Below are 22,237 nucleotides of genomic sequence, written 5' to 3' on the forward strand. Positions count from 1 at the left end.
AGGGTCGTTCGAGACCAGGACGTTGATAGGTCAGGTGTGTAAGCGCAGTAATGCGTTCAGCTAACTGATACTAATTGCCCGTAAGGCTTGATCCTATAACAAGTCTGCCTTGTAGATCGGCGCCGTGTGAAAGCACCGGCCGCAAGATCCAGAGCGACAAGTTGGATTCTCGTGTGTGATACACACAACTCAAAAATTACTGCTTCTTCCAAGATTGGTTGTGCTGCGAAGCAGCGCAACAACCCTCTTTGCCTGATGACCATAGCGAGTCGGTCCCACCCCTTCCCATCCCGAACAGGACCGTGAAACGACTCTACGCCGATGATAGTGCGGATTCCCGTGTGAAAGTAGGTAATCGTCAGGCTCCCTAAGCCAAGAACCCCCGCCCGGAAAGGCGGGGGTTTTTGCATTTGGGCGGCGGAAATGCGTGAGTGATCGGGATCGCTGACATGGCCGGAACCGGGCGCAGAATGCATTCAGGCACCATCCGTTCTCGATCGATCGGTAGTTCTGCGCCACCGAACGCTCCCGACGCGTTCCCCATTTCACCCCATCTCTCTCGGAACCTCTTCCCCAAGTGCGGTACGGTGGGTCATACCGGCTTCCTTCTGCCTCACGAGTCAGATCGTGATCCGCAAGATCGGAAAGAACCTGCCCGGGACGACGCTCGATTCCTTTTCGCCGATTTTTTCAGCCCCGATCGTCAGATAGAACGGAACCGCATTGGGATCGGCTTCGATCACAAAGCTCCTGATCCCTCTCGCAGCGCTTTCCTTGCGGACCGCTTCCCACAGCGCACGGGCGACACCCCGGCCCATGTGGTCGGGATGGACGAACAGCCATCCGGGTGTTGGGCGATCCGATTCCGATGACGCCCTGACCCAGAACCCGATGATTGCCTCCGCGGATTCCGCGACGTAACCGATCGACCCGTCGATCGTTTCCGGTGCAATCGTGAGATCTCCCTGCCACAAGTCGAGCCAGTCCTTCGGATAGCCCCAGTGTGCCTTCGAAATGCGAGCCAGACGCGTGAGTTCGTCCGCGTCCGCGGTACGGGCAGCACGTACGGTAAATGGTTTGTGCATTTCGTCTCCTGTGATGGTCGACACCTTCGTCGAGGTATCGTCCGGCTCGCATCGACTCAAACAACTCCGGATTTGCAGCTTGCCGACTCGAAGGGAGGCGAACTCGACGCGACTACATGACCTGCGATGCGTGTCCGGCGACGACGCGCCAGCCGGCGCCCGATCGACGCCACAGCCGAGTATAGGCAAACACGCCGTCGAATGCCGTGCCGTCGAAATGGCCGGCGAGCGTCGCCTTCGTTGTGGTCAGGATCATCTCGCCGATCGCGCAGGCGCGCGTTTCTTGCACCTCTAGCGTGTCGAGACGCAGCAGATTCTCGCGATGCGCGGCCAGGTCGTCTTCCTTCGAGATGACCTGGCCGGTCGGAACGGTGAACACCAGGTCGTCGTCGAGCAACGCTTCGAGTGCTTCGACATCGTTGGCCAGCATCGCGGCGCGAAGCGCGGCTTCGCTGGGTTCGATGACTGTACGGATTGCATCCATTTCCGGGCCTCGCATCGTCTCTGAAGGTTTGTGGTTCCGTGCATATCGACGAGCCACGATAGCAGGCAACACACCGCACTGACGGATACCGCTTACCGCGTGGCCGACAACGATTGACGCCGGACCAGCATCACCACGCAGATGCCGATCGACGCAACGACGTTGACGGCCGGATAGAACGCGACCGCGATACCCCACGTGCTCAATGCCAGCAGTGCCAACGCGTACTTGAGCACGCACAGCGCGAAATACGCGAGGCTCTCGCTCCACGGATCGCGGATCGTCTTGCGGACGGTGGGGCCGAGGCCGGCAAGCTCGATCAGCGTCACCAGGCAGACGGAAATCGTCGGATCGTCAGTCAGCATCCAAAGCGGAATGGCCGACAGGGCCGCGACCAGAAAAAACCAGTCGACGCGCGTCCAGCCGCGTTCGCCGCGAAACACGCTGGCGACCAGCGTCAGAAAGCATGTCACCGCAATCGCCGCCGTGCACCACGCGGACGGCCCGGCCCCCGCGACGAACTGGCCGGCAGCCGCGATCGCCGTGACGACCGACCACACGAGCCATGTGAACAGATGCGGACGAACGGTGCGCCGGTAGATCGCGAGCGCATACGGAATCGCCGCCAGCAACGACACGGCCGTTCCGATGACGCCAAAGATCGAAGCGGCACCCTGATCGACGTTCCCCATCGAATGCATCCTTGTTCGCACCGTCCGACCAGTATGTGGTCGGACGGGCCTTGGCGCAATGTCGTGCCGGCCCGGCGTCGCACCGGGTGTCACGTTGCATCGCACCGGAAATCCGACGAGATCGCGCGCAAACAAACGGCAGCGGGATCGTGCCGTGGCAGGAAAACCCACTGCACGCGCGCAGGATGAATAGAAATAACCTCTTCAATGAGAAGAAAAACTGTTCTTTCAAATCGCTTTTTGATGATCGACAGTTTGTCGACCGGACGACTGCAGCGATTCACGGCGGTCATGAGCATCGGTTGCGCCCGCTGGCGTCTTTCGTCGGGTCGAGTTCAGGCGGAGAACAACGCACAAACGCCTGGTCGTCAAAACGGAGTCTTGAATGAACCCAACTTCAGCAGAAAACCATCAGCACGCGGACTGGAGACGTCTCGCGGCGCAAGTCGAGCCGAGAACGCTCGCGCATATCGGTGGCCGTAGCGTGCCGGCCCGAAGCGGCCGGACGTTTGCCGCAATCAATCCGGCTACCGAGGCCGTCATTGCGGAAGTTGCGTCGTGCGATACCGCGGACGTCGACGATGCGGTGCGGGCCGCGCGTCACGCGTTCGAATCCGGCGTCTGGTCGCGCTGCGCACCGGCGGAGCGCAAGCGTGTGCTCTGCCGGCTCGGCGAGCTCATCGCATCGCACGGTGCGGAGCTCGCACTGCTCGACTCGCTCAACATGGGCAAGCGCGTGGCGGATGCGTTCAGCATCGACGTGCCGGCCGCAGGAGGGCTGTTCAGCTGGTACGGCGAAGCCGTCGACAAGTTGCACGGCGAAGTTGCGTCGACCGACCCCGGCAACCTGGCGGTCGTCACGCGCGAACCGCTCGGCGTTGTCGGCGCGGTGGTGCCGTGGAATTTCCCGCTCGACATGGTCGCGTGGAAAGTGGCGCCGGCGCTGGCGGCCGGCAACAGCGTCGTGCTGAAGCCGGCGGAACAATCGCCGCTGTCCGCATTGCGTCTCGCCGAGCTGGCGCTCGAGGCCGGCCTGCCGCCGGGTGTGCTGAACGTCGTGCCGGGCTATGGCGAAACCGCGGGGCGGGCGCTCGGGCTGCATCCCGACGTCGACGTGCTCGCATTCACGGGCTCGACGGCCGTCGGCAAGAAATTCCTCGAGTACGCCGCTCAGTCGAACATGAAGCAGGTGTGGCTCGAGTGCGGCGGCAAGAGCCCGAACCTGGTCTTCGACGATACGGACGATCTCGATCTTGCCGCACGCAAGGCGTGCTTCGGCATCTTCTTCAACCAGGGCGAGGTGTGTTCCGCGAACTCGCGGCTGCTGGTCCAGCGTTCGATTCACGATGCGTTCGTCGACCGCCTGATTGCGCATGCCGCCGCGTTCATGCCGGGCGATCCGCTCGATCCGGCGAGCGGCATGGGGGCCATCGTCGACGAGCAGCAGCATCGGCGCGTGCGTGAGTGGATCGCACGCGGCCGCGACAGCGCGACGCTCGCGATCGGCGGAGGCGCGCCGCGCGTCGACGGCAAGGGCTACTTCATCGAGCCGACGATCTTCATCGACGTGAAGCCTGAGGACGCCATCGCGCGTGAGGAGATCTTCGGGCCGGTATTGTCGGTGATCGCGTTCGACACCGAGGACGAGGCCATCCGGCTCGCGAACGACTCGATCTATGGCCTTGCCGCGTCGGTCTGGACCGGCAGCCTGTCACGCGCACACCGTGTGTCGGGCAGGCTGCGCGCCGGCACGGTGTCCGTCAACACGGTCGACGCGCTGAGCGCGCAGACGCCGTTCGGCGGGTTCCGCCAGTCCGGCTTCGGCCGCGATCTTTCGCTGCATGCGAGCGACAAGTACACGGGCCTCAAGACGACCTGGATCAGTTACTGATTCGACGCGGCGGGCCGCGAGCGGCCGCGCCGCGCAACACGACAACGCCTTTATCCACACAACGAACCGGAGACTCGCCCATGAACGCGCCCAACTTTCCGCATCGTACGACGCAGGACTATCAACGCAGCGACGCCGCGCATCACCTGCATGCGTTCGTCGACCAGAAGGCGCTGAACGAGGAAGGCGCGCGCGTGATGGTACGCGGCGAAGGTGTCCATCTATGGGATAACGACGGCAACCGCTACCTGGACGGCATGTCCGGGCTCTGGTGCACCAACGTCGGCTATGGTCGGCCGGAGCTGATCGACGCCGCCGCGCGGCAGATGAAGGAACTGTCCTACTACAACATGTTCTTTCACACCACGCACCCGTCGGTGATCGAACTGTCGGAGCGTCTGTTCGCGCTGCTCGGCAATCGCTTCAGTCACGTGGTGTATACCAATTCGGGTTCCGAATCGAATGAGGTGCTGATTCGCACCGTAAGACGGTTCTGGGACGTGATGGGCAAGCCCGCGAAGAAGGTGCTGATCGGCCGCGTGAACGGCTATCACGGGTCGACGGTGGGTAGCGCGTCGCTGGGCGGCATGACTTTCATGCACGAAATGGGCGACCTGCCGATTCCGAACATCACGCACGTGGACGAACCGTACTGGTACGCGAATGGCGGCGATCTGAGCCCCGAGGCATTCGGCAAACAGGCCGCGCTGTCGCTCGAGCGCAAGATTCTCGAGATCGGCGCGGACCGTGTCGCCGCGTTCGTCGCGGAGCCGTTCCAGGGGGCGGGCGGGATGATCTTTCCGCCGGACGGCTACTGGCAGGAGATCGAGCGCATCTGTCGTCAATACGACGTGCTGCTCTGCGCGGACGAAGTGATCGGCGGCTTCGGCCGTACCGGCGAGTGGTTCGCGCACCGCCATTTCGGCTTCGAACCTGACCTGATCTGCGTGGCGAAGGGGCTGACCTCGGGTTACGTGCCGATGGGCGGGCTGATCATGAGCCGGCGCGTGGGCGATGCGCTGGTCGACAAGGGCGGCGTCTATGCGCACGGGCTGACCTATTCGGGGCATCCGGTCGCGGCCGCCGTCGCGCTGGCCAACCTCGACGTGCTCGAGCGCGAAGGCCTAGTCGAACGGACGAAGACGGACACGGGGCCGTATCTGCAGAAGGCGCTGCGCGAGGCATTCGACGGCCATCCGCTCGTCGGCGAGATCCAGGGCGTGGGCGCGGTCGGCGCGATCCAGTTCGCGAAGGACAAGGCGACGCGCGAGCGCTTTGCGAACGAGGCGGACCTGACCTGGCACAGCCGGACGGTCGGGTTCGAACTCGGCGCGATCGTGCGTTCGACGAATGGCCGCCTGATCGTTGCGCCGCCGCTGGTGATCGATTACGCGCAAATCGATGAACTGGTCGACACGATGCGCAAGGCCGTGGATGCCACCGCGCGGGAAGTGCTCGGGATCGACTGCTGACCGTCGAGCGACGCGCTTCCGTCGGGCAACAGACGGAAGCGCACCGAACCACGGGCTCCGCGTCGGAGGCCGGCCGGATTCGCTCATCCACAGGAGCGGCTGGCCGACACGTTGAGAGTGGAGTGACGCAGGCGGCAGTCATGTAAAGCGATGCGTTATCGACCGCCTATTGATCAGGAATGCAAATGAGAAGAAAGCGTTCATTGCAGGACCCGCGCTTCACGTGCACCAGGCATTCCGGGTCACCCTCCAGCCGCCGAACCCGCGAACACCACAACATAAACAAGGAGACGAAATGAGTCAGGGCGAGTCCATTGCTCATCTCGAGGAAAGCACCATCCAGCCGATTCCGCTGACCGAGCGGCACGGCAGCGCGAAGGATCTGTTCACGATCTGGTTCGGGTCGAACATCATGATGCTGACGATCGTCACCGGATCGCTCGCGACCACGGTGTTCAAGCAGCCGTTCTGGTGGGCGGCGCTCGCCACGCTCGTCGGCAGCCTGATCGGCGCAGTCTTCATGGCGCTGCATTCCGCGCAGGGGCCGCAGCTTGGCGTGCCGCAGATGATCCAGACCCGCGGGCAGTTCGGGTCGTTCGGCGCGCTGCTCGTGGTCGGGCTGGTCGTCGTGATGTACGTCGGCTTCTTCGCATCGAACTGTGTGTTCGGCGGGCAGGCGCTGCACAGCCTCAGCGCCGGCATTCCGCTCGATGCGGGCGTCGTGGCGATCGGCCTGATCAGCCTGCTCGGGTCGATCTATGGCTACAAGCTGATCCACGCGTATGCGCGGCTGCTGAGCTGGTGCTCGGGCAGCGTACTCGTGCTGGCGTTCGTCTGGATCATTTTCGTGCATGGATTGCCCGCCGATACCTTCTCGAAGCATTCGCTGAACCTGTCCGGCTTCCTGGGCGCGATGTCGGTCGCCGCGCTGTGGCAGATCGCCTATGCGCCTTACGTGTCGGACTATTCGCGCTACCTGCCGCCCGATACCGGGCCGCGCACGGCGTTCTGGTCGAGTTACTGGGGCTGCGTGCTCGGCTCGTTCTTCCCGATGCTGCTCGGCTGCCTGGTGGGCCTTGCGACGCCCGACGGCAATGTCGTGAGCGGCCTCACGGGCCTCACGCAAGGGATCAGCGTTCTCGTGATCGTCGTGCTGTCGTTCGGCATCGCGGCCAGTAATGCGATGGAGCTGTATTGCGGCGCGCTGTCGGCCATCACGGTGCTGCAGACGCTCTTTCCGTCGTGGTCGGGCAAGGCGCGTGCGCGGGCGATCACCGCGATCGTCCTGTGCGCGATTGCGCTCGCGATCGCGTTGTTCGGGCAGGACAATTTCCTCGCCGGCTACACGAATTTCATCCTGCTGCTGCTGTACGTGCTCGTGCCGTGGACCGCGATCAACCTCGTCGACTACTATCTCGTCTGTCACGGCGAGTACGACGTCGATTCGTTCTTCCGGCAGGACGGCGGCATCTACGGACGCTTCAACACGATCGCCGTCGGCTCGTATTTCATCGGCATCGTCGCGCAGGCACCGTTCATGGCGACCGATCTCCATACCGGCGAACTGGCGAGCCGGCTCGGCGGTGCGGACGTGTCGTGGATCGTCGGTTTGTCATTGACGTCGCTCGTCTACTACGCAGGCTGCAAGCTGTTCTCGCGGCCGCTGCGGGATATCGCCAGCGTCGACGGCGTTTCCCGCTGAGTGCGCGTCACGTCACGGCATGAATGTCCGCAGGCGCTCGGCGTGGGCTTCGAGCCCGTCGAGGCCGAGATGGTGGCGGAGCTTGCCGGCGCGGACCCGGGCGATGTCGGTCTCGAGTTCGTGCAGCAGCGTCGCGATCGCCGAACGGCAGGCAGACGCCGCATCGACGCCTCGGGCCGACAGTGCGGCGCCGATCAGGCGCGCGCTGTCGGTGCCGCCGGCGGCGACGCAGCGCGCCATCGCGTCGGCATCCGGCTGCACGCCTGCGTCGAGCAGCGCGCGAATCAGCGCGGGCGGCACCGTGCCGGACACGGACGCCAGCGAATCCGGCGCGACCGGTGCGCCGGATTCGAGCAATGCGCTCGCAGCGACAAATTTCTTTCGCCGCAGCGCATAGTCGGTCGGGTTCGAGCTGCCGGCGAGTGCCGCGCCGAGATTCGCGATGAGCGGTACGAGTTGCACGGTGAGCGCGGCGGCGTCGTGGTCGATCGCATGTCGCAACGCGTGGCGCGCGAGCGCCGGTTGGGCGGCGAGCGTGCCGTCGGCGAGCGGTGTGCGCCAGTCGATCACGGCCCGGCGATAGAACGCGATCACCTTGTCTCCCAGCGATGCCGACAGGCCATGCTCGGTCTGGCGTTCGTCGATATAGTCGAGCAACGTCGCGCCGGTGCCGTTTTCGCCGCCGGGCTCCAGCGGGTCCGCATTGAGCTGCAGGGCGCCGAATGCCGCGTACAGGTCCGGCGCGACCGTCGCGAGGCCGTCCTCGTGCATCGCGCCGCGCCACGCGGGCGGCAGCCCCTGTTTCCACGCGAGCACGTGGCCGCGATCCTTCGCATCGGGGTCCGTCACGACGTAGATGCGGTCGCAGTACTCGAATCCGCCGAACGGCAACACGTCGAGCCTGCCGCTCCACGGGCGTGAATGCTCGTCGGCGGCTTCCTCGGCCAGTTCGAGTTCGTGGTCGATCCAGCCTTCCAGGTCGCGGTAGCCGCTGCTGCCGTTGTAGAACAGCTCCCCCCAGCTGATGGCTTCGATGTGTCCGTTCATCTCCAGCGTCAGGTCGTAGTCGAGGCTGCCGCCGGCCGTCGTGCGCCACAGCTCGAGCAGGGCGGGCGGAAGGTCGCCGTGACAGCGGGCCTGCACGGCCGCGATCTGGTCGGCCGGCATCGGCGGCTGAGCGTCGAAGATCACGCGGTCGGCAAACAGCACGATGCCGTGCGCGCGCAGGTCGGCCAGTTCAGTGTCGGAAAAGTCGGTGGCTTGCATCGGAGCGGGAGCGGTAGTGGTGGGTCGTGTCTTCGCCGTCGCTTGCCGACAACCATCGACAACGAACGGCAGCCGGCTGGCAGCATCGTATCAGCGTCGAGTGAGCGTTTCCATGTCGGCCCTGCACGTCAGTCAACGGCCGCCTGCCGCATCATCCGCTCGCACTTCCCGGTTCCGCCTCGGCCGCATGCACGTCCCGACGGAACGCACCGGGGCTCGTGCCCGTCCATTTCCGGAACGCGCGATGAAATGCGCTCGGCTCGGTGAAGCCGAGCTCGACCGCGATCTCCGCGACGCTGAGCGTGTGCCCGCGCAGCAGCGACTGGGCGAGCGCGCCGCGCAACTCGTCCTTGATTGCCGCGAAGCTTTGTCCTTCGCTGCGCAGACGCCGCCGCAGCGTCGCGGGCGTCGTGCCGACGCGCACGGCCAGCGTATCGAAGTCAGGCCACTCGGCGGCCGGCAGCAACTTCAGCTGCGCACGCGTTTTCGCGACCCAGCCCGTATCGTGCCGGTAGCGCACGAGCAGGTTGCCGGGCGCGCCGCGCAGGAAGGTCCTCAGCGCCTGCTCGGAGCGGATCGTCGGCAGTGCGAGGTAGGCGGCGTTGAATGCGAGCCGGCTGTCGGGCCGGTCGAAATGCACGGGCACGCCGAAGAACTGGTGATAGTCGCTGCGCTGGTCGGGGCTCGGGCACGCGAAGTCGATGCGTTGCAGCGGGATGCGCCGGCCGATCAGCCAGCATGCGACGCCCAGGAGGATCAACCAGAACGTCCGGTACGCGAACGCCGGGTAGGGCGCGCCCGTCTGCGTCAGCACGATCTGCGCCTGCCCGTCGGCCACGACGAGCTCGCCGTGCGGCTCGTCCAGCACCACGCGCAGGAACTGCAGCGCGCGCCGCAGCGCCTTGTCGAGCGTGCCGGCGTGCAGCACCGCGTGGCACAGCAGCGTGAAGCTGCCGTGCCGCATCGGGCGCGCGGCGAGCCCGAAGAATTCGTCGTCGAGGGCGCCGGCGATCGCAAGCCACAGCCTGCCGTACTGCTGCGGCGTGACGGGCTCGCGCACGGCGGCCGGCAGGCCGGCGGCGCGCAGCACGGGCGCCGTCGCGATGCGTTGCCGGCGCAGGCACGCGAGCGCGTCGTCGACGAAATCCGGCGAAATCATCTGCGGCCCCATTTTCCTGCATCCTCCCGACATGGCAAAAGCGATCACGATTCTAGATTCTGTTTGTCATTGATTGCAATGTGCGGGCTGTCTACTATCGAGCTATCCCCGTCGCGCCCCTGGCTCGCCGGGGGCCATAACGCACAGGAGACACGCATGCCTGATGGAGCTACCGCCCGGGCGGTGCCGGCCTACGCCGACGCCGTGGCCCGATTCAGTATCGAGACCGCCGCGCAGCAATTGCACGGTGACCTGGAGCGCGGCCTGAACGCGTGCGTGGAATGCTGCGACCGGCACGCGTCCGCGGACGCGATCGCGCTCGACTGGATCGACGCCGCCGGGCAGCACCGCCGGTACACGTTTGCGCAGATGAAGGCGCTGTCGGCACGCGTTGCGAACCTGCTGGTCGCACAGGGCGTGAAGCCGGGCGACGTGGTGGCGGGCCTGTTGCCGCGCACGCCCGAACTCGTCGCGACGATCCTCGGCACGTGGCGCGCCGGCGCCGTCTACCAGCCGCTGTTCACCGCGTTCGGCCCGAAGGCGATCGAGCACCGGCTGCGCATGAGCGACGCGCGCCTGGTCGTGACCAACGTCGCGAATCGCGCGAAGCTCGACGAGATCGCCGCTTGCCCGACCGTTGCGACGGTACGCGAGCCGGGCGAGACGCTGCCGGAAAACGACATCGATTTCCGTGCGGCGCTCGATGCGCGGTCCGACTCGTTCGAACCGGTGCTGCGCAAGGGGTCGGACCTGTTCATGATGATGTCGACGTCGGGCACGACGGGTTTGCCGAAGGGCGTGCCGGTGCCGCTGCGCGCGCTGCTCGCGTTCAGCGCGTACATGCGCGAAGCGGTCGACCTGCGGGCGGGCGACCGGTTCTGGAACATCGCCGATCCGGGCTGGGCATACGGGCTCTATTACGCGATCACGGGCCCGTTGATGCTCGGCCACGCGACGACGCTCTACGAGGGCAGCTTCACGGTCGACAGCACGTACGACGTGATCGAACGGCTCGGGATCACGAGCCTCGCCGGCTCGCCGACTGCGTTCCGGATGCTGATGGCGGCCGGGACGGAAGCGGCGGCGCGGCTGAAGGGCAAGCTGCGCGTGGTCAGCAGTGCGGGCGAGCCGTTGAATCCGGAAGTCGTGCGCTGGTTCGACGCGGCGCTCGGCGCGCCGATCTACGATCACTACGGCCAGACTGAACTCGGGATGGTCGTGAACAACCACCACGGCCTCGCGCATGCCGTCCACGCCGGTTCGGCCGGCTTCGCGATGCCCGGCTACCGCGTCGCAGTGCTCGACGAAGCGAGCCGCGAACTCGGCCCCGGCGAGCCCGGCAACCTCGCAATCGACATCGCGCGCTCGCCGCTGCTGTGGTTCCACGGTTACTGGCAGCAGGACACGCCGGCGATCGCGGGCGGCTATTACCGGACCGGCGACAACGTCGAGCTCGAGCCGGACGGCACCGTGAGCTTCATCGGCCGTGCGGACGACGTGATCACGTCGTCCGGCTACCGGATCGGCCCGTTCGACGTGGAAAGCGCGCTGATCGAGCATCCGGCCGTGAGCGAGGCGGCGGTCATCGGCGTGCCCGATGCGGAGCGCACGGAGATCGTCAAGGCGTTCGTCGTGCTGTCGAACGACTTCGACGGCACGCCGGCACTGGCCGACGAACTGAGCCAGCACGTGAAGCGGCGGCTGTCCGCTCACGCCTATCCCCGCGCGATCGACTTCGTCGACGCGCTGCCCAAAACCCCGAGCGGCAAGATCCAGCGCTTCGTGTTGCGCAAGATGGAAGCCGACAAGATCGCTCAACCCTGAACACACACTGTACGGATTGCGAATGAATATCAAGGATCGCGTTTTTCTGATCACGGGCGCCGGGTCGGGCCTCGGCGCCGCGGTGGCGCGCATGGTGGTCGCGGAGGGCGGCAAGGCCGTGCTGCTGGACGTCAACGAAGAGGCTGGTGCGGGCCTCGCGCACGCACTCGGCGAGGCTGCACGCTTCGTGAAGACCGACGTGACGAGCGAAGCCGACGGCCAGGCGGCCGTCGCCGCCGCGCGTGACGCGTTCGGCCGCATCGACGCGCTCGTCAACTGCGCGGGCGTCGCGCCGGGCGAGAAGGTGGTGGGCCGCGAGGGTCCGCATTCGCTCGACCGCTTCGCGCGCGCGGTGTCGATCAATCTGGTCGGAACGTTCAACATGATCCGGCTGGCCGCCGAAGCGATGTCGAAGCAGGACGCCGATGCGGAAGGCGAGCGCGGCGTGATCGTCAACACCGCATCGGTCGCGGCGTTCGACGGGCAGATCGGGCAGGCTGCGTATGCGGCATCGAAGAGCGGTGTCGTGGGCATGACGCTGCCGATCGCGCGCGAGCTCGCGCGGTTCGGCATTCGCGTGGTGACGGTCGCGCCGGGCATCTTCGCGACGCCGATGATGGCCGGCATGCCGCAGGACGTGCAGGACGCGCTCGGCAAGAGCGTGCCGTTCCCGCCGCGGCTCGGCCGCCCGGAAGAATTTGCGGCGCTGGTGCGCCACATCGCCGAAAACACGATGCTGAACGGCGAAGTCATCCGTCTCGATGGCGCGTTGCGCATGGCACCGCGCTGACACTGGAGGAAGCGAATCATGACGACTCAGGATCCGATCGTAATCGTTGGCACGGCGCGTACGCCGATGGGTGGTTTTCAGGGCGACCTGGCGGCAGCCAGCGCGAGCGACCTCGGTGCGGTGGCGATTCGCGCGGCGCTCGAGCGCGCGAACGTGCCGGCCGAGCGTATCGATGAAATCGTGTTCGGCTGCGTGCTGCCGGCGGGCCAGGGCCAGGCACCGGCGCGGCAGGCCGCGCTGAAGGCCGGACTGCCGCTCGGGGCAGGCGCGACCACGGTCAACAAGATGTGCGGCTCGGGGATGAAGGCCGCGATGTTCGCGCACGACCTGTTGCTGGCGGGTTCGGCGGGTGTCGCCGTCGCGGGCGGGATGGAGAGCATGACGAACGCGCCGTACCTGCTGCCGAAAGCGCGCGCGGGGATGCGGATGGGCCACGGGCAGGTGCTTGACCACATGTTCCTCGACGGGCTCGAGGACGCGTACGAGAAGGGCCGCCTGATGGGCACGTTCGCGGAGGATTGTGCGCAGGCGTACCAGTTCACGCGCGACGCACAGGATGCGTTCGCGATCGCGTCGCTGACGCGCGCGCAACGCGCGATCGCCGAAGGGCATTTCGTGTCGGAGATCGCGCCGGTGACCGTGAAGGCCGGCAAGTCCGAAACCGTCGTGTCGATCGACGAACAGCCGGGCAAGGCGAAACTCGACAAGATCCCGACGCTGAAGCCGGCGTTCCGCGAAGGCGGCACGGTGACGGCCGCCAATGCGTCGTCGATCTCGGACGGCGCTGCCGCGCTCGTGATGATGCGCCGCTCGGAAGCCGAGCGCCTGGGCCTCACGCCGAAGGCCGTGATCGTCGGGCATTCGACCTACGCGGACAAGCCGGGCCTGTTTGCGACCGCGCCGATCGGCGCACTGCGCAAGCTGTCGGAGAAAACCGGCTGGAACCTGCGCGACGTCGACCTGTTCGAGATCAACGAAGCGTTCGCGGTGGTGCCGATGGCCGCGATGCGCGATCTCGACCTGCCGCACGAGAAGGTCAACGTGCACGGCGGCGCGTGTGCGCTCGGCCATCCGATCGGTGCGTCGGGTGCGCGCGTGATGGTGACGCTGCTGGCCGCGCTCGAGACGCATGGCCTGAAGCGTGGCATCGCATCGCTGTGCATCGGCGGCGGCGAGGCGACGGCCATCGCGATCGAGCGGGTCGCTTGACGCGTAGCACGCACGTAACGACGCACACGCGCGATACGGCACGCTGACCGTATCGCGCTACGGGCGAAGGGCATCGCGCAGGCCGTCTCTGCGCGTTGACCTTCGCCCGCTTCGTTTTCAGTGAACGGCGATTCGCGTTGCGTTATGCCTTCGCGTGCGGCGATACCGCGCCGCATGCGCGAATCACGAGCTGCACGACCTGCTCGGTCGTCTCGGCGAACGCCTTCTGCGTGAACGCACGCTTGCCGCTCAGCGCGCGGATCTGCGCATCGAAATCCGCGTAGTGCTGCGTGGTCGCCCAGATCAGGTACATCAGCGCATGCGCGTCGATCGGCGCAAGCAGCCCGCGCGCAATCCAGCCGTCGATCACCTTCACGCGCGTGTCGAACCACGGCTTCACGCGTTGCGACAGGATGTCCTGCATGTGCTCCGCGCCATGGATGATCTCGTTGGCCCAGACCTTCGAGCCGAGCGGGCGCCGTCGCGACAGATCCATCTTCGCGCGCACGTAGCCGCCGATCGCTTCCACTGGATCGTCGCCGGCCTCGAACGTGCCGGCCGCGCGATGCCAGTCCTCGAACAGGTCGTCGAGCACGCGACGGTACAGCGCGAGCTTCGTCGGGAAGTAGTAATGCAGGTTCGCCTTCGGCAGGCCCGCGCGCTCCGCGATCATCGCGGTGCTCGCGCCGTCGAGCCCGCGCTCGGCGAACACGGCCTCCGCACACGCGAGCAGATGCGCTTCGTTGGACTCGCGAATGTGTGCCTTGCGTCGCCGCAAAGGCGCGGACGTTTCGTCGCTGTCGGTCGCTTCGGCTGCCGCCTCGTCATGTCTCATCGTTACCCTCGCGCGGCGGGCATGCCGCGTTGGGCTTCATTCTAGCCGCTGATCCGCATCGAACGCACGCATGCGGAAACGGCGCATCCGTAGCGATGCTGCGTTGCGATGGCACGTTTCTCGCTCTATCGGTCCACGAAAGAAAGACGTTGCTTTGGTCATTTTGATCGTCTAAAACCTGTCCAATCGGACAGGATTCGACGAGCGGCGGAAGGCAGTTCCGGCGATTCGTCGGACGAACTTCGCACACGACCGGGACATGCACCGCGCATGGGCGGGATTGCCCCGAAACAGGTATTGCACGCACCGGCACAGACCGGGCTGACGACATCACCGACCCCACAGGAGCGATACGAATGAACGCGGTATCGGAAACAGTGAAGCGGGCAGCTTTCGACACGTCGATCAAGGTCGACGGCAAGCGGTTGTGGGACAGCCTGATGGAAGTCGCGAAGATCGGCGCGACGCCGAAGGGCGGCGTGTGCCGCCTCGCGCTGACCGATCTCGACAAGGCCGGCCGCGACCTGATCGTCGGCTGGGCGAAGGCCGCCGGCTGCACGGTGACGGTCGATACGATGGGCAACGTGTTCATGCGCCGCGCGGGCCGCGTGGCCGATGCGGCGCCGGTCGTTACCGGCTCGCACGCGGATTCGCAGCCGACGGGCGGCCGCTTCGACGGCATCTACGGCGTGCTCGGCGGCCTCGAGGTGATTCGCAGTCTCAACGATCACGGGATCGAGACCGAGCATCCGGTCGAGGTCGTGATCTGGACCAACGAGGAAGGCTCGCGCTTCGCGCCCGCGATGGTCGCATCCGGCGTATTCGCGGGCGTCTTCCCGCTCGAATACGGGCTGTCGCGCAAGGACGTGGACGGCAAGACGATCGGCGAGGAACTGGCGCGGATCGGCTACGCGGGCGACGTGCCGTGCGGCGGGCGCAAGCTGCACGCGGCGTTCGAGCTGCATATCGAGCAGGGGCCGATACTCGAAGCGGAGTGCAAGACGATCGGCGTCGTGACCGACGCGCAGGGGCAGCGCTGGTACGAGATCACGTTCACCGGCCAGGAAGCGCATGCGGGGCCGACGCCGATGCCGCGCCGGCGCGATGCGTTGCTCGGTGCGTCGCGCGTGGTCGATCTGGTCAACCGGATCGGCCTCGATCATGCGCCGTTCGGCTGCGCGACGGTCGGCATGATGCAGGTCTACCCGAACTCGCGCAACGTGATTCCCGGACGCGTGTTCTTCACCGTCGATTTCCGTCATCCAGACGACGCGGTGCTCGCGAAGATGGATGCTGCATTGCGCGATGGTGTGGCGCGCATCGCGGCCGACATCGGGCTCGAGACCCAGCTCGAGCAGATTTTCTATTACAAGCCGGTCGCGTTCGATTCCGCCTGCGTGGAAGCGGTGCGCGGTGCGGCCGACCGCTTCGGCTACTCGCATCGCGACATCGTATCGGGCGCGGGGCACGATGCGTGCTATCTCGCCCAGGTCGCGCCGACGTCGATGGTGTTCGTGCCGTGTGTCGACGGGATCAGCCACAACGAGATCGAGGACGCGACGCCCGCATGGATCGAGGCCGGCGCGAACGTGCTGCTGCACGCGATGCTGTCGCGCGCATGCGAGCCGGCTTCATGACGCAAGGACCGTAGCAGCCGGCAGGCTGCGTACCGCCTGACCGTAGCATTCCTGATAATGATGACCGCCCCGACTGTGCATCCGCAGCCGGCGGGGACGGCTTTGTCTCCACCCAGTCGAAGGAACGCGTATGACCACCAAGCCAACCGGCGATATCGCCGCGCATCGCCTGTCGTCCACGCAACTCTCGTGCGAATTCGCCGATATCGCGCCGCTGCTCGATCCGACTGCGGCAGCGGCCGCCGCCAGCCGCTGCCACTACTGCTACGACGCACCGTGCGTGCAGGCCTGCCCGACGCAGATCGACATCCCGAGCTTCATCCGCAAGATCGGCAACGGCAACCTGAAGGGCGCCGCGACCGACATCCTGTCGGCGAATCCGCTCGGCGGGATGTGCGCACGCGTGTGCCCGACCGAGATCCTGTGCGAAGGCGCATGCGTGCGCAATCATCAGGATGCGCAGCCCGTTGCGATCGGCGCGCTGCAGCGGCATGCGACCGACTGGGCGATGGCAACCGGCGCGGTGCGCTTCACGCGCGCACCCGACACGGGCCGCCACGTCGCGGTGGTCGGCGCGGGGCCGGCCGGGCTCGCGTGTGCGCACCGGCTCGCGATCGCCGGGCATCGCGTTACGCTGTTCGACGCACGCCCGAAGGCCGGCGGTCTCAACGAATACGGAATCGCCGCGTACAAGACCGTCGACGATTTCGCGCAACGAGAAGTCGAGTGGCTGCTGTCGGTGGGCGGCATCACGTTGCAGACCGGCGTCGCGCTTGGCCGCGACATCACGCTGGACGCGCTGCGCGAGCAGCACGACGCGGTGTTTCTCGCGATGGGCCTCGCCGGCGTGCGCGCGCTCGCGATCGACGGCGAACAACTGGACGGCGTGATGAACGCAGTCGACTTCATCGAGCAGGTACGGCAGGCCGACGCGCTGGAGAACGTGCCGGTCGGGCGGCGTGTGGTCGTGATCGGCGGCGGCAACACGGCCATCGATGCGGCGGTGCAAAGCCGCAAGCTCGGCGCCGATCGCGTGACGATGGTGTATCGACGTGGCGTGGACGCGATGAGCGCGACGTGGGCCGAGCGCGAATTCGCGCAGAAGAGCGGCGTCACGCTCGTCACGCACGCGAAACCCGTGCGCATGGCGGGCGCGAACGGGCAGGTGACGGGCGTCGAGTTCGAGGCGGCATCGGGCGAGCGTTTCACCGTCGACGCGGACATGGTGCTGAAGGCGATCGGCCAGACGCTGGTGCCGGACGATGGCGCAGCCGCGCTGCTGACCGCGGATGCCACGCGTATCGCGGTGGATGCGGACGGGCGCACCGCATGGCCCGACGTGTGGGCCGGCGGCGACTGCGCGGCGACGGGCGGCATCGACCTCACGGTGCAGGCCGTGCAGGACGGCAAGCGCGCGGCAGCGTCGATCGACGCGGCGCTCGCGCAACGCGACGCGAAAGCCGCGTGAGCGCACCGCGCGCGTCGCATACCACCACCACGAGCACAACGAACACGACCCCACTCTCACGGAGCCGAACATGGCCGACCTTCGCTGCACCATCGCGGGCATCACTTCGCCGAATCCCTTCTGGCTGGCGTCCGCGCCGCCGACCGACAAGGCCTACAACGTGAACCGCGCGTTCGAGGCGGGCTGGGGCGGTGTCGTGTGGAAGACGCTCGGGCTCGATCCGCACGTCGTCAACGTCAGTTCGCGCTACGGCGCCGTGCAGTGGAACGGCCAGCGCATCGCGGGGCTGAACAACATCGAGCTGATCACCGACCGTCCGCTCGACGTGAACCTGAGAGAGATCGCGCAGGTGAAGCGCGACTGGCCGGAACGTGCGCTGATCGTGTCGCTGATGGTGCCGTGCAACGAGCGGGACTGGAAATGGATCTTGCCGCTCGTCGAGGATACGGGCGCCGACGCGGTCGAGCTGAACTTCGGCTGTCCGCACGGGATGAGCGAGCGCGGGATGGGCGCGGCGGTCGGGCAGGTGCCCGAATACGTGGAGATGGTCACGCGCTGGGTGAAGGAGGGCACGAAGCTGCCGTGCCTCGTGAAGCTCACGCCGAACATCAGCGATATCCGGATGGGGTCGCGCGCCGCATACAAGGGCGGCGCGGACGGCGTGTCGCTGATCAACACGATCAACTCGATCGTCGCGGTCGATCTCGACCACATGGCGCCGATGCCGACCGTGGACGGCAAGGGCACGCACGGCGGCTATTGCGGCCCGGCGGTCAAGCCGATTGCGTTGAACATGGTCGCGGAGATCGCGCGCGATCCGGAAACGCCGAACCTGCCGATCTCCGGCATCGGCGGCATCTCGTCGTGGCGCGACGCGGCCGAGTTCATGGTGCTCGGCGCCGGCAGCGTGCAGGTGTGCACCGCGGCGATGCATTATGGATTCCGGATCGTGTCGGACCTCGCCGACGGCCTGTCGAACTGGATGGACGAGAAGGGCTACGCGACGCTCGACGATATCCGCGGCCGTGCGGTGCCGAACGTGACCGACTGGAAATACCTGAACCTGAAGTACGACATCAAGGCGCGCATCGACCAGGATCGCTGCATCCAGTGCGGGCTGTGCCATATCGCGTGCGAGGATACGTCGCACCAGGCGATCACGGCGACGAAGGACGGCGTGCGTCACTTCGAAGTGGTGGACTCGGAATGCGTCGGGTGCAATCTTTGCATGCATGTGTGTCCGGTCGAGCAATGCATCACGATGGAGCGCGTCGATTCGGGCGACTACGCGAACTGGACCACGCATCCGAACAATCCGGCGAGCGCGGACGCGGGGGCGAGTGCAGGTGCGGCGGCGGCACCCGAGAAACACGCGAAGAAGGCTGCCTGACCGGCGTCCGGCGGCGCGGGAGAGCCCCGCACCGCCGCTTTTCGTTCCACCCGGGCCGGCATCGCATGGTGCCGGCGCCGACGTTTTCGTGGAGTGCGTTCGATGAATCACGCAGCGAATCCCGCCGATCCCGATGGCGCCGCGGCGCAGGGCGGCAGCCTGTACAACGACGACCTCGCGCCGACGACGCCGGCGCAGCGCACGTGGAAGTGGTATCACTTCGCGGCGCTCTGGGTCGGGATGGTGATGAACATTGCGTCGTACATGCTTGCGGCGGGGCTGATCCAGGAAGGCATGTCGCCGTGGCAGGCCGTGACGACGGTGTTGCTCGGCAACCTGATCGTGCTCGTGCCGATGCTGCTGATCGGTCATGCGGGCGCGAAGCACGGGATTCCGTACGCGGTGCTCGTGCGCGCGTCGTTCGGCACGCAGGGCGCGAAGCTGCCGGCGCTGTTGCGCGCGATCGTCGCATGCGGCTGGTACGGGATCCAGACCTGGCTTGGCGGCAGTGCGATCTATACGCTGCTGAACATCCTGACCGGCAATGCGCTGCACGGCGCGGCGCTGCCGGTCGTCGGCATCGGGTTCGGGCAGCTCGCGTGCTTTCTCGTGTTCTGGGCGCTGCAGCTCTACTTCATCTGGCACGGCACCGATTCGATCCGCTGGCTCGAGAGCTGGTCCGCGCCGATCAAGGTCGTGATGTGCGTGGCGCTCGTGTGGTGGGCGACGTCGAAGGCGGGCGGCTTCGGCACGATGCTGTCGGCGCCGTCGCAGTTCGCGGCGGGCGGCAAGAAGGCCGGGCTGTTCTGGGCGACCTTCTGGCCGGGCCTGACCGCGATGGTCGGCTTCTGGGCGACGCTCGCGCTGAACATCCCCGATTTCACGCGCTTCGCGCATTCGCAGCGCGACCAGGTGATCGGCCAGTCGATCGGGCTGCCGTTGCCGATGGCACTGCTGTCGGTGGTGTCGGTCGTCGTGACGTCCGCGACCGTCGTGATCTACGGCAACGCGATCTGGGATCCGATCGACCTGACGAGCCGGATGACGGGCATCGGCGTGGGCATCGCGCTCGTGATCCTCACGCTCGACACGATGTGCTGCAACCTCGCCGCGAATCTTGTCGGCCCGGCCTACGATTTCTCGAGCCTGTGGCCGAAGGCGATCTCGTACCGCACCGGCGGGATGATCACCGCGACCATCGCGATCGTGATGATGCCGTGGAAGATCCTCGCGACGACGGACGGCTACATCTTCACCTGGCTCGTCGGTTATTCGGCGCTGCTCGGGCCCGTGGCGGGGATCATGATGGTCGACTACTTCCTGATTCGCGGCACGCGGCTCGACACGCGCGCGCTGTTCGACGAACGCGGCGGCTTCAGCTACGCGCGCGGCTGGAACCCGGCCGCGCTGGCCGCGCTCGCGGTCGGCGTGCTGCCGAACCTGCCCGGCTTCCTGCACACGGCATTTCCGGCGTCGTTCCCGATCGTGCCGGCGATCTTCAACACGCTTTATACGTACGCGTGGTTCGTCGGCCTCGTGCTGGCGTCGGGCGTGTACGGCACCTGGATGAAGTGGCGCGCCGGACAGCGCGCGCAGATCGCGAGCGCATGACACGCGCGATGCGCTTGATGCGCTTGATGCGTGTGATGCGGCACCCGACAGTCAACGAGGAGGCAACCCCATGGCAATCCTGATTCGCGGCGGCACCGTGGTCGATGCGGACCGCTCCTATCGCGCCGACGTTCTGTGCGCGGACCCTGAAGACGGCGGCACGATCCTCCAGATCGCCGAGCAGATCGACGCGCCGGCCGGCGCGAGCGTCGTCGACGCGCACGACCAGTACGTGATGCCGGGCGGCATCGATCCGCATACGCATATGGAACTGCCGTTCATGGGCACGACCGCGAGCGACGATTTCTACTCGGGCACGACCGCCGGGCTCGCCGGCGGCACGACGAGCATCATCGACTTCGTGATCCCGAGCCCGAAGCAGCCGCTGATGGACGCGTTCCGCGAATGGCGAGGCTGGGCCGAGAAGGCGGCGGCCGACTACGGCTTCCACGTGGCCGTGACGTGGTGGGACGAGAGCGTGCATCGCGACATGGGTACGCTCGTGCGCGAGCACGGCGTGTCGAGCTTCAAGCACTTCATGGCGTACAAGAACGCGATCATGGCCGACGACGAGGTGCTCGTGAACAGCTTCTCGCGTTCGCTCGAACTCGGCGCGCTGCCGACCGTGCACGCCGAGAACGGCGAGCTCGTGTTCCAGCTGCAGAAGGCGCTGCTCGCGCGCGGGATGACGGGGCCGGAGGCACATCCGCTGTCGCGGCCGCCGGAGGTCGAGGGCGAGGCCGCGAACCGCGCGATCCGCATCGCGCAGGTGCTCGGCGTGCCTGTGTACATCGTGCACGTCTCCGCGAAGGACGCGGTGGATGCGATCACGCGCGCACGCAGCGAGGGGCTGCGCGTGTTCGGCGAGGTGCTGCCGGGCCACCTGGTGATCGACGAGGCCGTTTATCGCGATCCGGACTGGACGCGCGCGGCCGCGCACGTAATGAGCCCGCCGTTCCGCTCGGCCGAGCATCGCGAGGCGCTGTGGCGCGGGCTGCAGGCGGGGCAACTGCATACGACGGCGACCGACCACTGCGTGTTCTGCGCGTCGCAGAAGGCGATGGGCCGCGACGATTTCACGAAGATCCCGAACGGCTGCGGCGGGGTCGAGGATCGCATGTCGGTGCTGTGGCATCACGGCGTGAATCACGGCCGCATCACGCCGAACGAGTTCGTGCGGATCACGTCGACGAATGCCGCGCAGATCTTCAACCTGTATCCGCGCAAGGGCGCCGTGCAGGTGGGCGCCGATGCCGACCTCGTCGTGTGGGACCCTGCCGCGACGAAGACGATCTCGGTGAAGACCCATCACCAGCAGGTCGACTTCAACGTGTTCGAGGGGATGACGGTGCAGGGCGTCGCGACGCATACGCTCACGCGCGGCGCACTCGCATGGGCCGACGGCGAATTGCGCGCGGTGCGCGGCGCGGGCCGCTACCTGAAGCGCCCGCCGGCCGCCGGCTACTACGAGGCCGCGCGGATCGCGAACCGGCTGCGCGAACCGCATCCGGTCGAGCGCGCCGGCTGAACGGTGCGTAACGTGTGTAACGTGCGGGGCGTGTCGGGTCGAGCGGCACGCCCCGCATGCTTCATCTTGCCTTCCCGTGCATGCAGGCACTCCTTCTGCCCGCTGCACACCATCTCGCCAGTTCTCTCAGTATTTGGGACGGATCGTGGCGTGATCCCGTCTTGCCGATCTCCCGGTATGTAGAAGAACTGAGC

18 protein-coding genes and 2 rRNA genes are annotated in these 22,237 nt (G+C 66.5%); 14 read left to right on the forward strand and 6 right to left on the reverse strand.

Annotation, left to right across the window (positions count from 1 at the left end; all coding sequences use genetic code 11):
* Together DPV79_RS13945 and rrf are read left to right on the forward strand one after the other, a co-directional pair.
* Positions 1-95 (forward strand): 23S ribosomal RNA (locus DPV79_RS13945); the annotation flags it as partial.
* 156 nt (positions 96-251) lie between these two features.
* Positions 252-364 (forward strand): 5S ribosomal RNA (rrf, locus tag DPV79_RS13950).
* Positions 365-620: 256 nt separating this feature from the next.
* On the opposite strand, the gene DPV79_RS13955 is transcribed toward rrf, so the two are convergent.
* The 3 genes from DPV79_RS13955 to DPV79_RS13965 all read right to left on the reverse strand — a co-directional run bounded on the left by DPV79_RS13955 (position 621) and on the right by DPV79_RS13965 (position 2,261).
* Positions 621-1,085: a GNAT family N-acetyltransferase gene (locus DPV79_RS13955; protein WP_113045665.1), complete on the reverse strand. Its 465-nt coding sequence runs from the start codon at positions 1,083-1,085 to the stop codon at positions 621-623.
* A gap of 112 nt (positions 1,086-1,197) precedes the next feature.
* Complete coding sequence (locus DPV79_RS13960; protein ID WP_048029033.1) at positions 1,198-1,569, reverse strand: nuclear transport factor 2 family protein; 372 nt, start codon at positions 1,567-1,569, stop codon at positions 1,198-1,200.
* A 92-nt stretch (positions 1,570-1,661) separates the two neighbouring features.
* Positions 1,662-2,261, reverse strand: a complete 600-nt coding sequence (locus tag DPV79_RS13965) for a hypothetical protein (protein WP_060126280.1) — start codon at positions 2,259-2,261, stop codon at positions 1,662-1,664.
* Positions 2,262-2,272: 11 nt separating this feature from the next.
* Between DPV79_RS13965 and DPV79_RS42060 the strand changes: the two genes are divergently transcribed.
* From DPV79_RS42060 to DPV79_RS13980, 4 genes are all read left to right on the forward strand, one after another.
* Entirely contained in the window at positions 2,273-2,650 is a 378-nt protein-coding gene (locus DPV79_RS42060) for a hypothetical protein (protein WP_133295644.1), read from the forward strand.
* Positions 2,647-4,152, forward strand: a complete 1,506-nt coding sequence (locus DPV79_RS13970) for an aldehyde dehydrogenase (RefSeq protein WP_113045666.1) — start codon at positions 2,647-2,649, stop codon at positions 4,150-4,152. The genes DPV79_RS42060 and DPV79_RS13970 overlap by 4 nt, the downstream gene beginning before the upstream one ends.
* Positions 4,153-4,232: 80 nt before the next feature.
* Positions 4,233-5,624 (forward strand): aspartate aminotransferase family protein, encoded by a 1,392-nt coding sequence (locus DPV79_RS13975; RefSeq protein WP_113045667.1) that lies wholly within the window; start codon positions 4,233-4,235, stop codon positions 5,622-5,624.
* 295 nt (positions 5,625-5,919) lie between these two features.
* Positions 5,920-7,326: a purine-cytosine permease family protein gene (locus DPV79_RS13980; RefSeq protein WP_113045668.1), complete on the forward strand. Its 1,407-nt coding sequence runs from the start codon at positions 5,920-5,922 to the stop codon at positions 7,324-7,326.
* 12 nt (positions 7,327-7,338) lie between these two features.
* Here the strand turns inward: DPV79_RS13980 and DPV79_RS13985 are convergent, their stop codons facing one another.
* Both DPV79_RS13985 and DPV79_RS13990 read right to left on the reverse strand, forming a co-directional pair.
* Complete coding sequence (locus DPV79_RS13985; RefSeq protein ID WP_113045669.1) at positions 7,339-8,592, reverse strand: SMI1/KNR4 family protein; 1,254 nt, start codon at positions 8,590-8,592, stop codon at positions 7,339-7,341.
* A gap of 151 nt (positions 8,593-8,743) precedes the next feature.
* Complete coding sequence (locus DPV79_RS13990) at positions 8,744-9,763, reverse strand: AraC family transcriptional regulator (RefSeq protein ID WP_113045670.1); 1,020 nt, start codon at positions 9,761-9,763, stop codon at positions 8,744-8,746.
* Positions 9,764-9,907: 144 nt separating this feature from the next.
* Between DPV79_RS13990 and DPV79_RS14000 the strand changes: the two genes are divergently transcribed.
* The 3 genes from DPV79_RS14000 to DPV79_RS14010 are packed head-to-tail and all read left to right on the forward strand — an operon-like array spanning position 9,908 to position 13,574.
* The gene (locus DPV79_RS14000; protein ID WP_113045671.1) at positions 9,908-11,575 is read left to right on the forward strand and encodes an acyl-CoA synthetase; all 1,668 of its coding nucleotides are present in this window, start codon (positions 9,908-9,910) and stop codon (positions 11,573-11,575) included.
* 22 nt (positions 11,576-11,597) lie between these two features.
* Positions 11,598-12,365 carry a 3-hydroxyacyl-CoA dehydrogenase gene (locus tag DPV79_RS14005; RefSeq protein WP_048029023.1) on the forward strand — a complete coding sequence of 256 codons (768 nt, stop codon included), beginning with the start codon at positions 11,598-11,600 and terminating at the stop codon, positions 12,363-12,365.
* 18 nt (positions 12,366-12,383) lie between these two features.
* Positions 12,384-13,574: an acetyl-CoA C-acetyltransferase gene (locus DPV79_RS14010; RefSeq protein WP_021156774.1), complete on the forward strand. Its 1,191-nt coding sequence runs from the start codon at positions 12,384-12,386 to the stop codon at positions 13,572-13,574.
* 142 nt (positions 13,575-13,716) lie between these two features.
* Here the strand turns inward: DPV79_RS14010 and DPV79_RS14015 are convergent, their stop codons facing one another.
* On the reverse strand, positions 13,717-14,409 hold the full coding sequence (locus DPV79_RS14015) for a TetR/AcrR family transcriptional regulator (RefSeq protein WP_059685726.1): 693 nt from the start codon (positions 14,407-14,409) through the stop codon (positions 13,717-13,719).
* Between the two features lie 356 nt (positions 14,410-14,765).
* Between DPV79_RS14015 and DPV79_RS14020 the strand changes: the two genes are divergently transcribed.
* The 5 genes from DPV79_RS14020 (at position 14,766) to hydA (ending at position 22,043) form a co-directional block, all read left to right on the forward strand.
* Positions 14,766-16,046 carry a Zn-dependent hydrolase gene (locus DPV79_RS14020; protein ID WP_021156778.1) on the forward strand — a complete coding sequence of 427 codons (1,281 nt, stop codon included), beginning with the start codon at positions 14,766-14,768 and terminating at the stop codon, positions 16,044-16,046.
* Between the two features lie 130 nt (positions 16,047-16,176).
* Positions 16,177-17,514 carry an NAD(P)-dependent oxidoreductase gene (locus DPV79_RS14025; protein ID WP_048029021.1) on the forward strand — a complete coding sequence of 446 codons (1,338 nt, stop codon included), beginning with the start codon at positions 16,177-16,179 and terminating at the stop codon, positions 17,512-17,514.
* Positions 17,515-17,584: 70 nt separating this feature from the next.
* The gene (gene preA / locus DPV79_RS14030) at positions 17,585-18,904 is read left to right on the forward strand and encodes an NAD-dependent dihydropyrimidine dehydrogenase subunit PreA (protein ID WP_021156780.1); all 1,320 of its coding nucleotides are present in this window, start codon (positions 17,585-17,587) and stop codon (positions 18,902-18,904) included.
* Positions 18,905-19,006: 102 nt separating this feature from the next.
* Positions 19,007-20,515 (forward strand): NCS1 family nucleobase:cation symporter-1, encoded by a 1,509-nt coding sequence (locus tag DPV79_RS14035; protein ID WP_113045672.1) that lies wholly within the window; start codon positions 19,007-19,009, stop codon positions 20,513-20,515.
* 70 nt (positions 20,516-20,585) lie between these two features.
* Positions 20,586-22,043, forward strand: a complete 1,458-nt coding sequence (hydA, locus tag DPV79_RS14040; protein WP_113045673.1) for a dihydropyrimidinase — start codon at positions 20,586-20,588, stop codon at positions 22,041-22,043.
* Positions 22,044-22,237: the final 194 nt, after the last annotated feature.

The sequence above is a fragment of the Burkholderia reimsis genome, from assembly GCF_003294055.1.
GTDB classification, from domain to species: domain Bacteria; phylum Pseudomonadota; class Gammaproteobacteria; order Burkholderiales; family Burkholderiaceae; genus Burkholderia; species Burkholderia cepacia.

Coding starts and splice junctions, on each gene's coding strand:
- DPV79_RS13955 (WP_113045665.1), bottom strand. CDS start 1,085: ATGCACAAACCATTTACCGTACGTGCTGCCCGTACCGCGGACGCGGAC.
- DPV79_RS13960 (WP_048029033.1), bottom strand. CDS start 1,569: ATGGATGCAATCCGTACAGTCATCGAACCCAGCGAAGCCGCGCTTCGC.
- DPV79_RS13965 (WP_060126280.1), bottom strand. CDS start 2,261: ATGGGGAACGTCGATCAGGGTGCCGCTTCGATCTTTGGCGTCATCGGA.
- DPV79_RS13970 (WP_113045666.1), top strand. CDS start 2,647: ATGAACCCAACTTCAGCAGAAAACCATCAGCACGCGGACTGGAGACGT.
- DPV79_RS13975 (WP_113045667.1), top strand. CDS start 4,233: ATGAACGCGCCCAACTTTCCGCATCGTACGACGCAGGACTATCAACGC.
- DPV79_RS13980 (WP_113045668.1), top strand. CDS start 5,920: ATGAGTCAGGGCGAGTCCATTGCTCATCTCGAGGAAAGCACCATCCAG.
- DPV79_RS13985 (WP_113045669.1), bottom strand. CDS start 8,592: ATGCAAGCCACCGACTTTTCCGACACTGAACTGGCCGACCTGCGCGCG.
- DPV79_RS13990 (WP_113045670.1), bottom strand. CDS start 9,763: ATGGGGCCGCAGATGATTTCGCCGGATTTCGTCGACGACGCGCTCGCG.
- DPV79_RS14000 (WP_113045671.1), top strand. CDS start 9,908: ATGCCTGATGGAGCTACCGCCCGGGCGGTGCCGGCCTACGCCGACGCC.
- DPV79_RS14005 (WP_048029023.1), top strand. CDS start 11,598: ATGAATATCAAGGATCGCGTTTTTCTGATCACGGGCGCCGGGTCGGGC.
- DPV79_RS14010 (WP_021156774.1), top strand. CDS start 12,384: ATGACGACTCAGGATCCGATCGTAATCGTTGGCACGGCGCGTACGCCG.
- DPV79_RS14015 (WP_059685726.1), bottom strand. CDS start 14,409: ATGAGACATGACGAGGCGGCAGCCGAAGCGACCGACAGCGACGAAACG.
- DPV79_RS14020 (WP_021156778.1), top strand. CDS start 14,766: ATGAACGCGGTATCGGAAACAGTGAAGCGGGCAGCTTTCGACACGTCG.
- DPV79_RS14025 (WP_048029021.1), top strand. CDS start 16,177: ATGACCACCAAGCCAACCGGCGATATCGCCGCGCATCGCCTGTCGTCC.
- preA (WP_021156780.1), top strand. CDS start 17,585: ATGGCCGACCTTCGCTGCACCATCGCGGGCATCACTTCGCCGAATCCC.
- DPV79_RS14035 (WP_113045672.1), top strand. CDS start 19,007: ATGAATCACGCAGCGAATCCCGCCGATCCCGATGGCGCCGCGGCGCAG.
- hydA (WP_113045673.1), top strand. CDS start 20,586: ATGGCAATCCTGATTCGCGGCGGCACCGTGGTCGATGCGGACCGCTCC.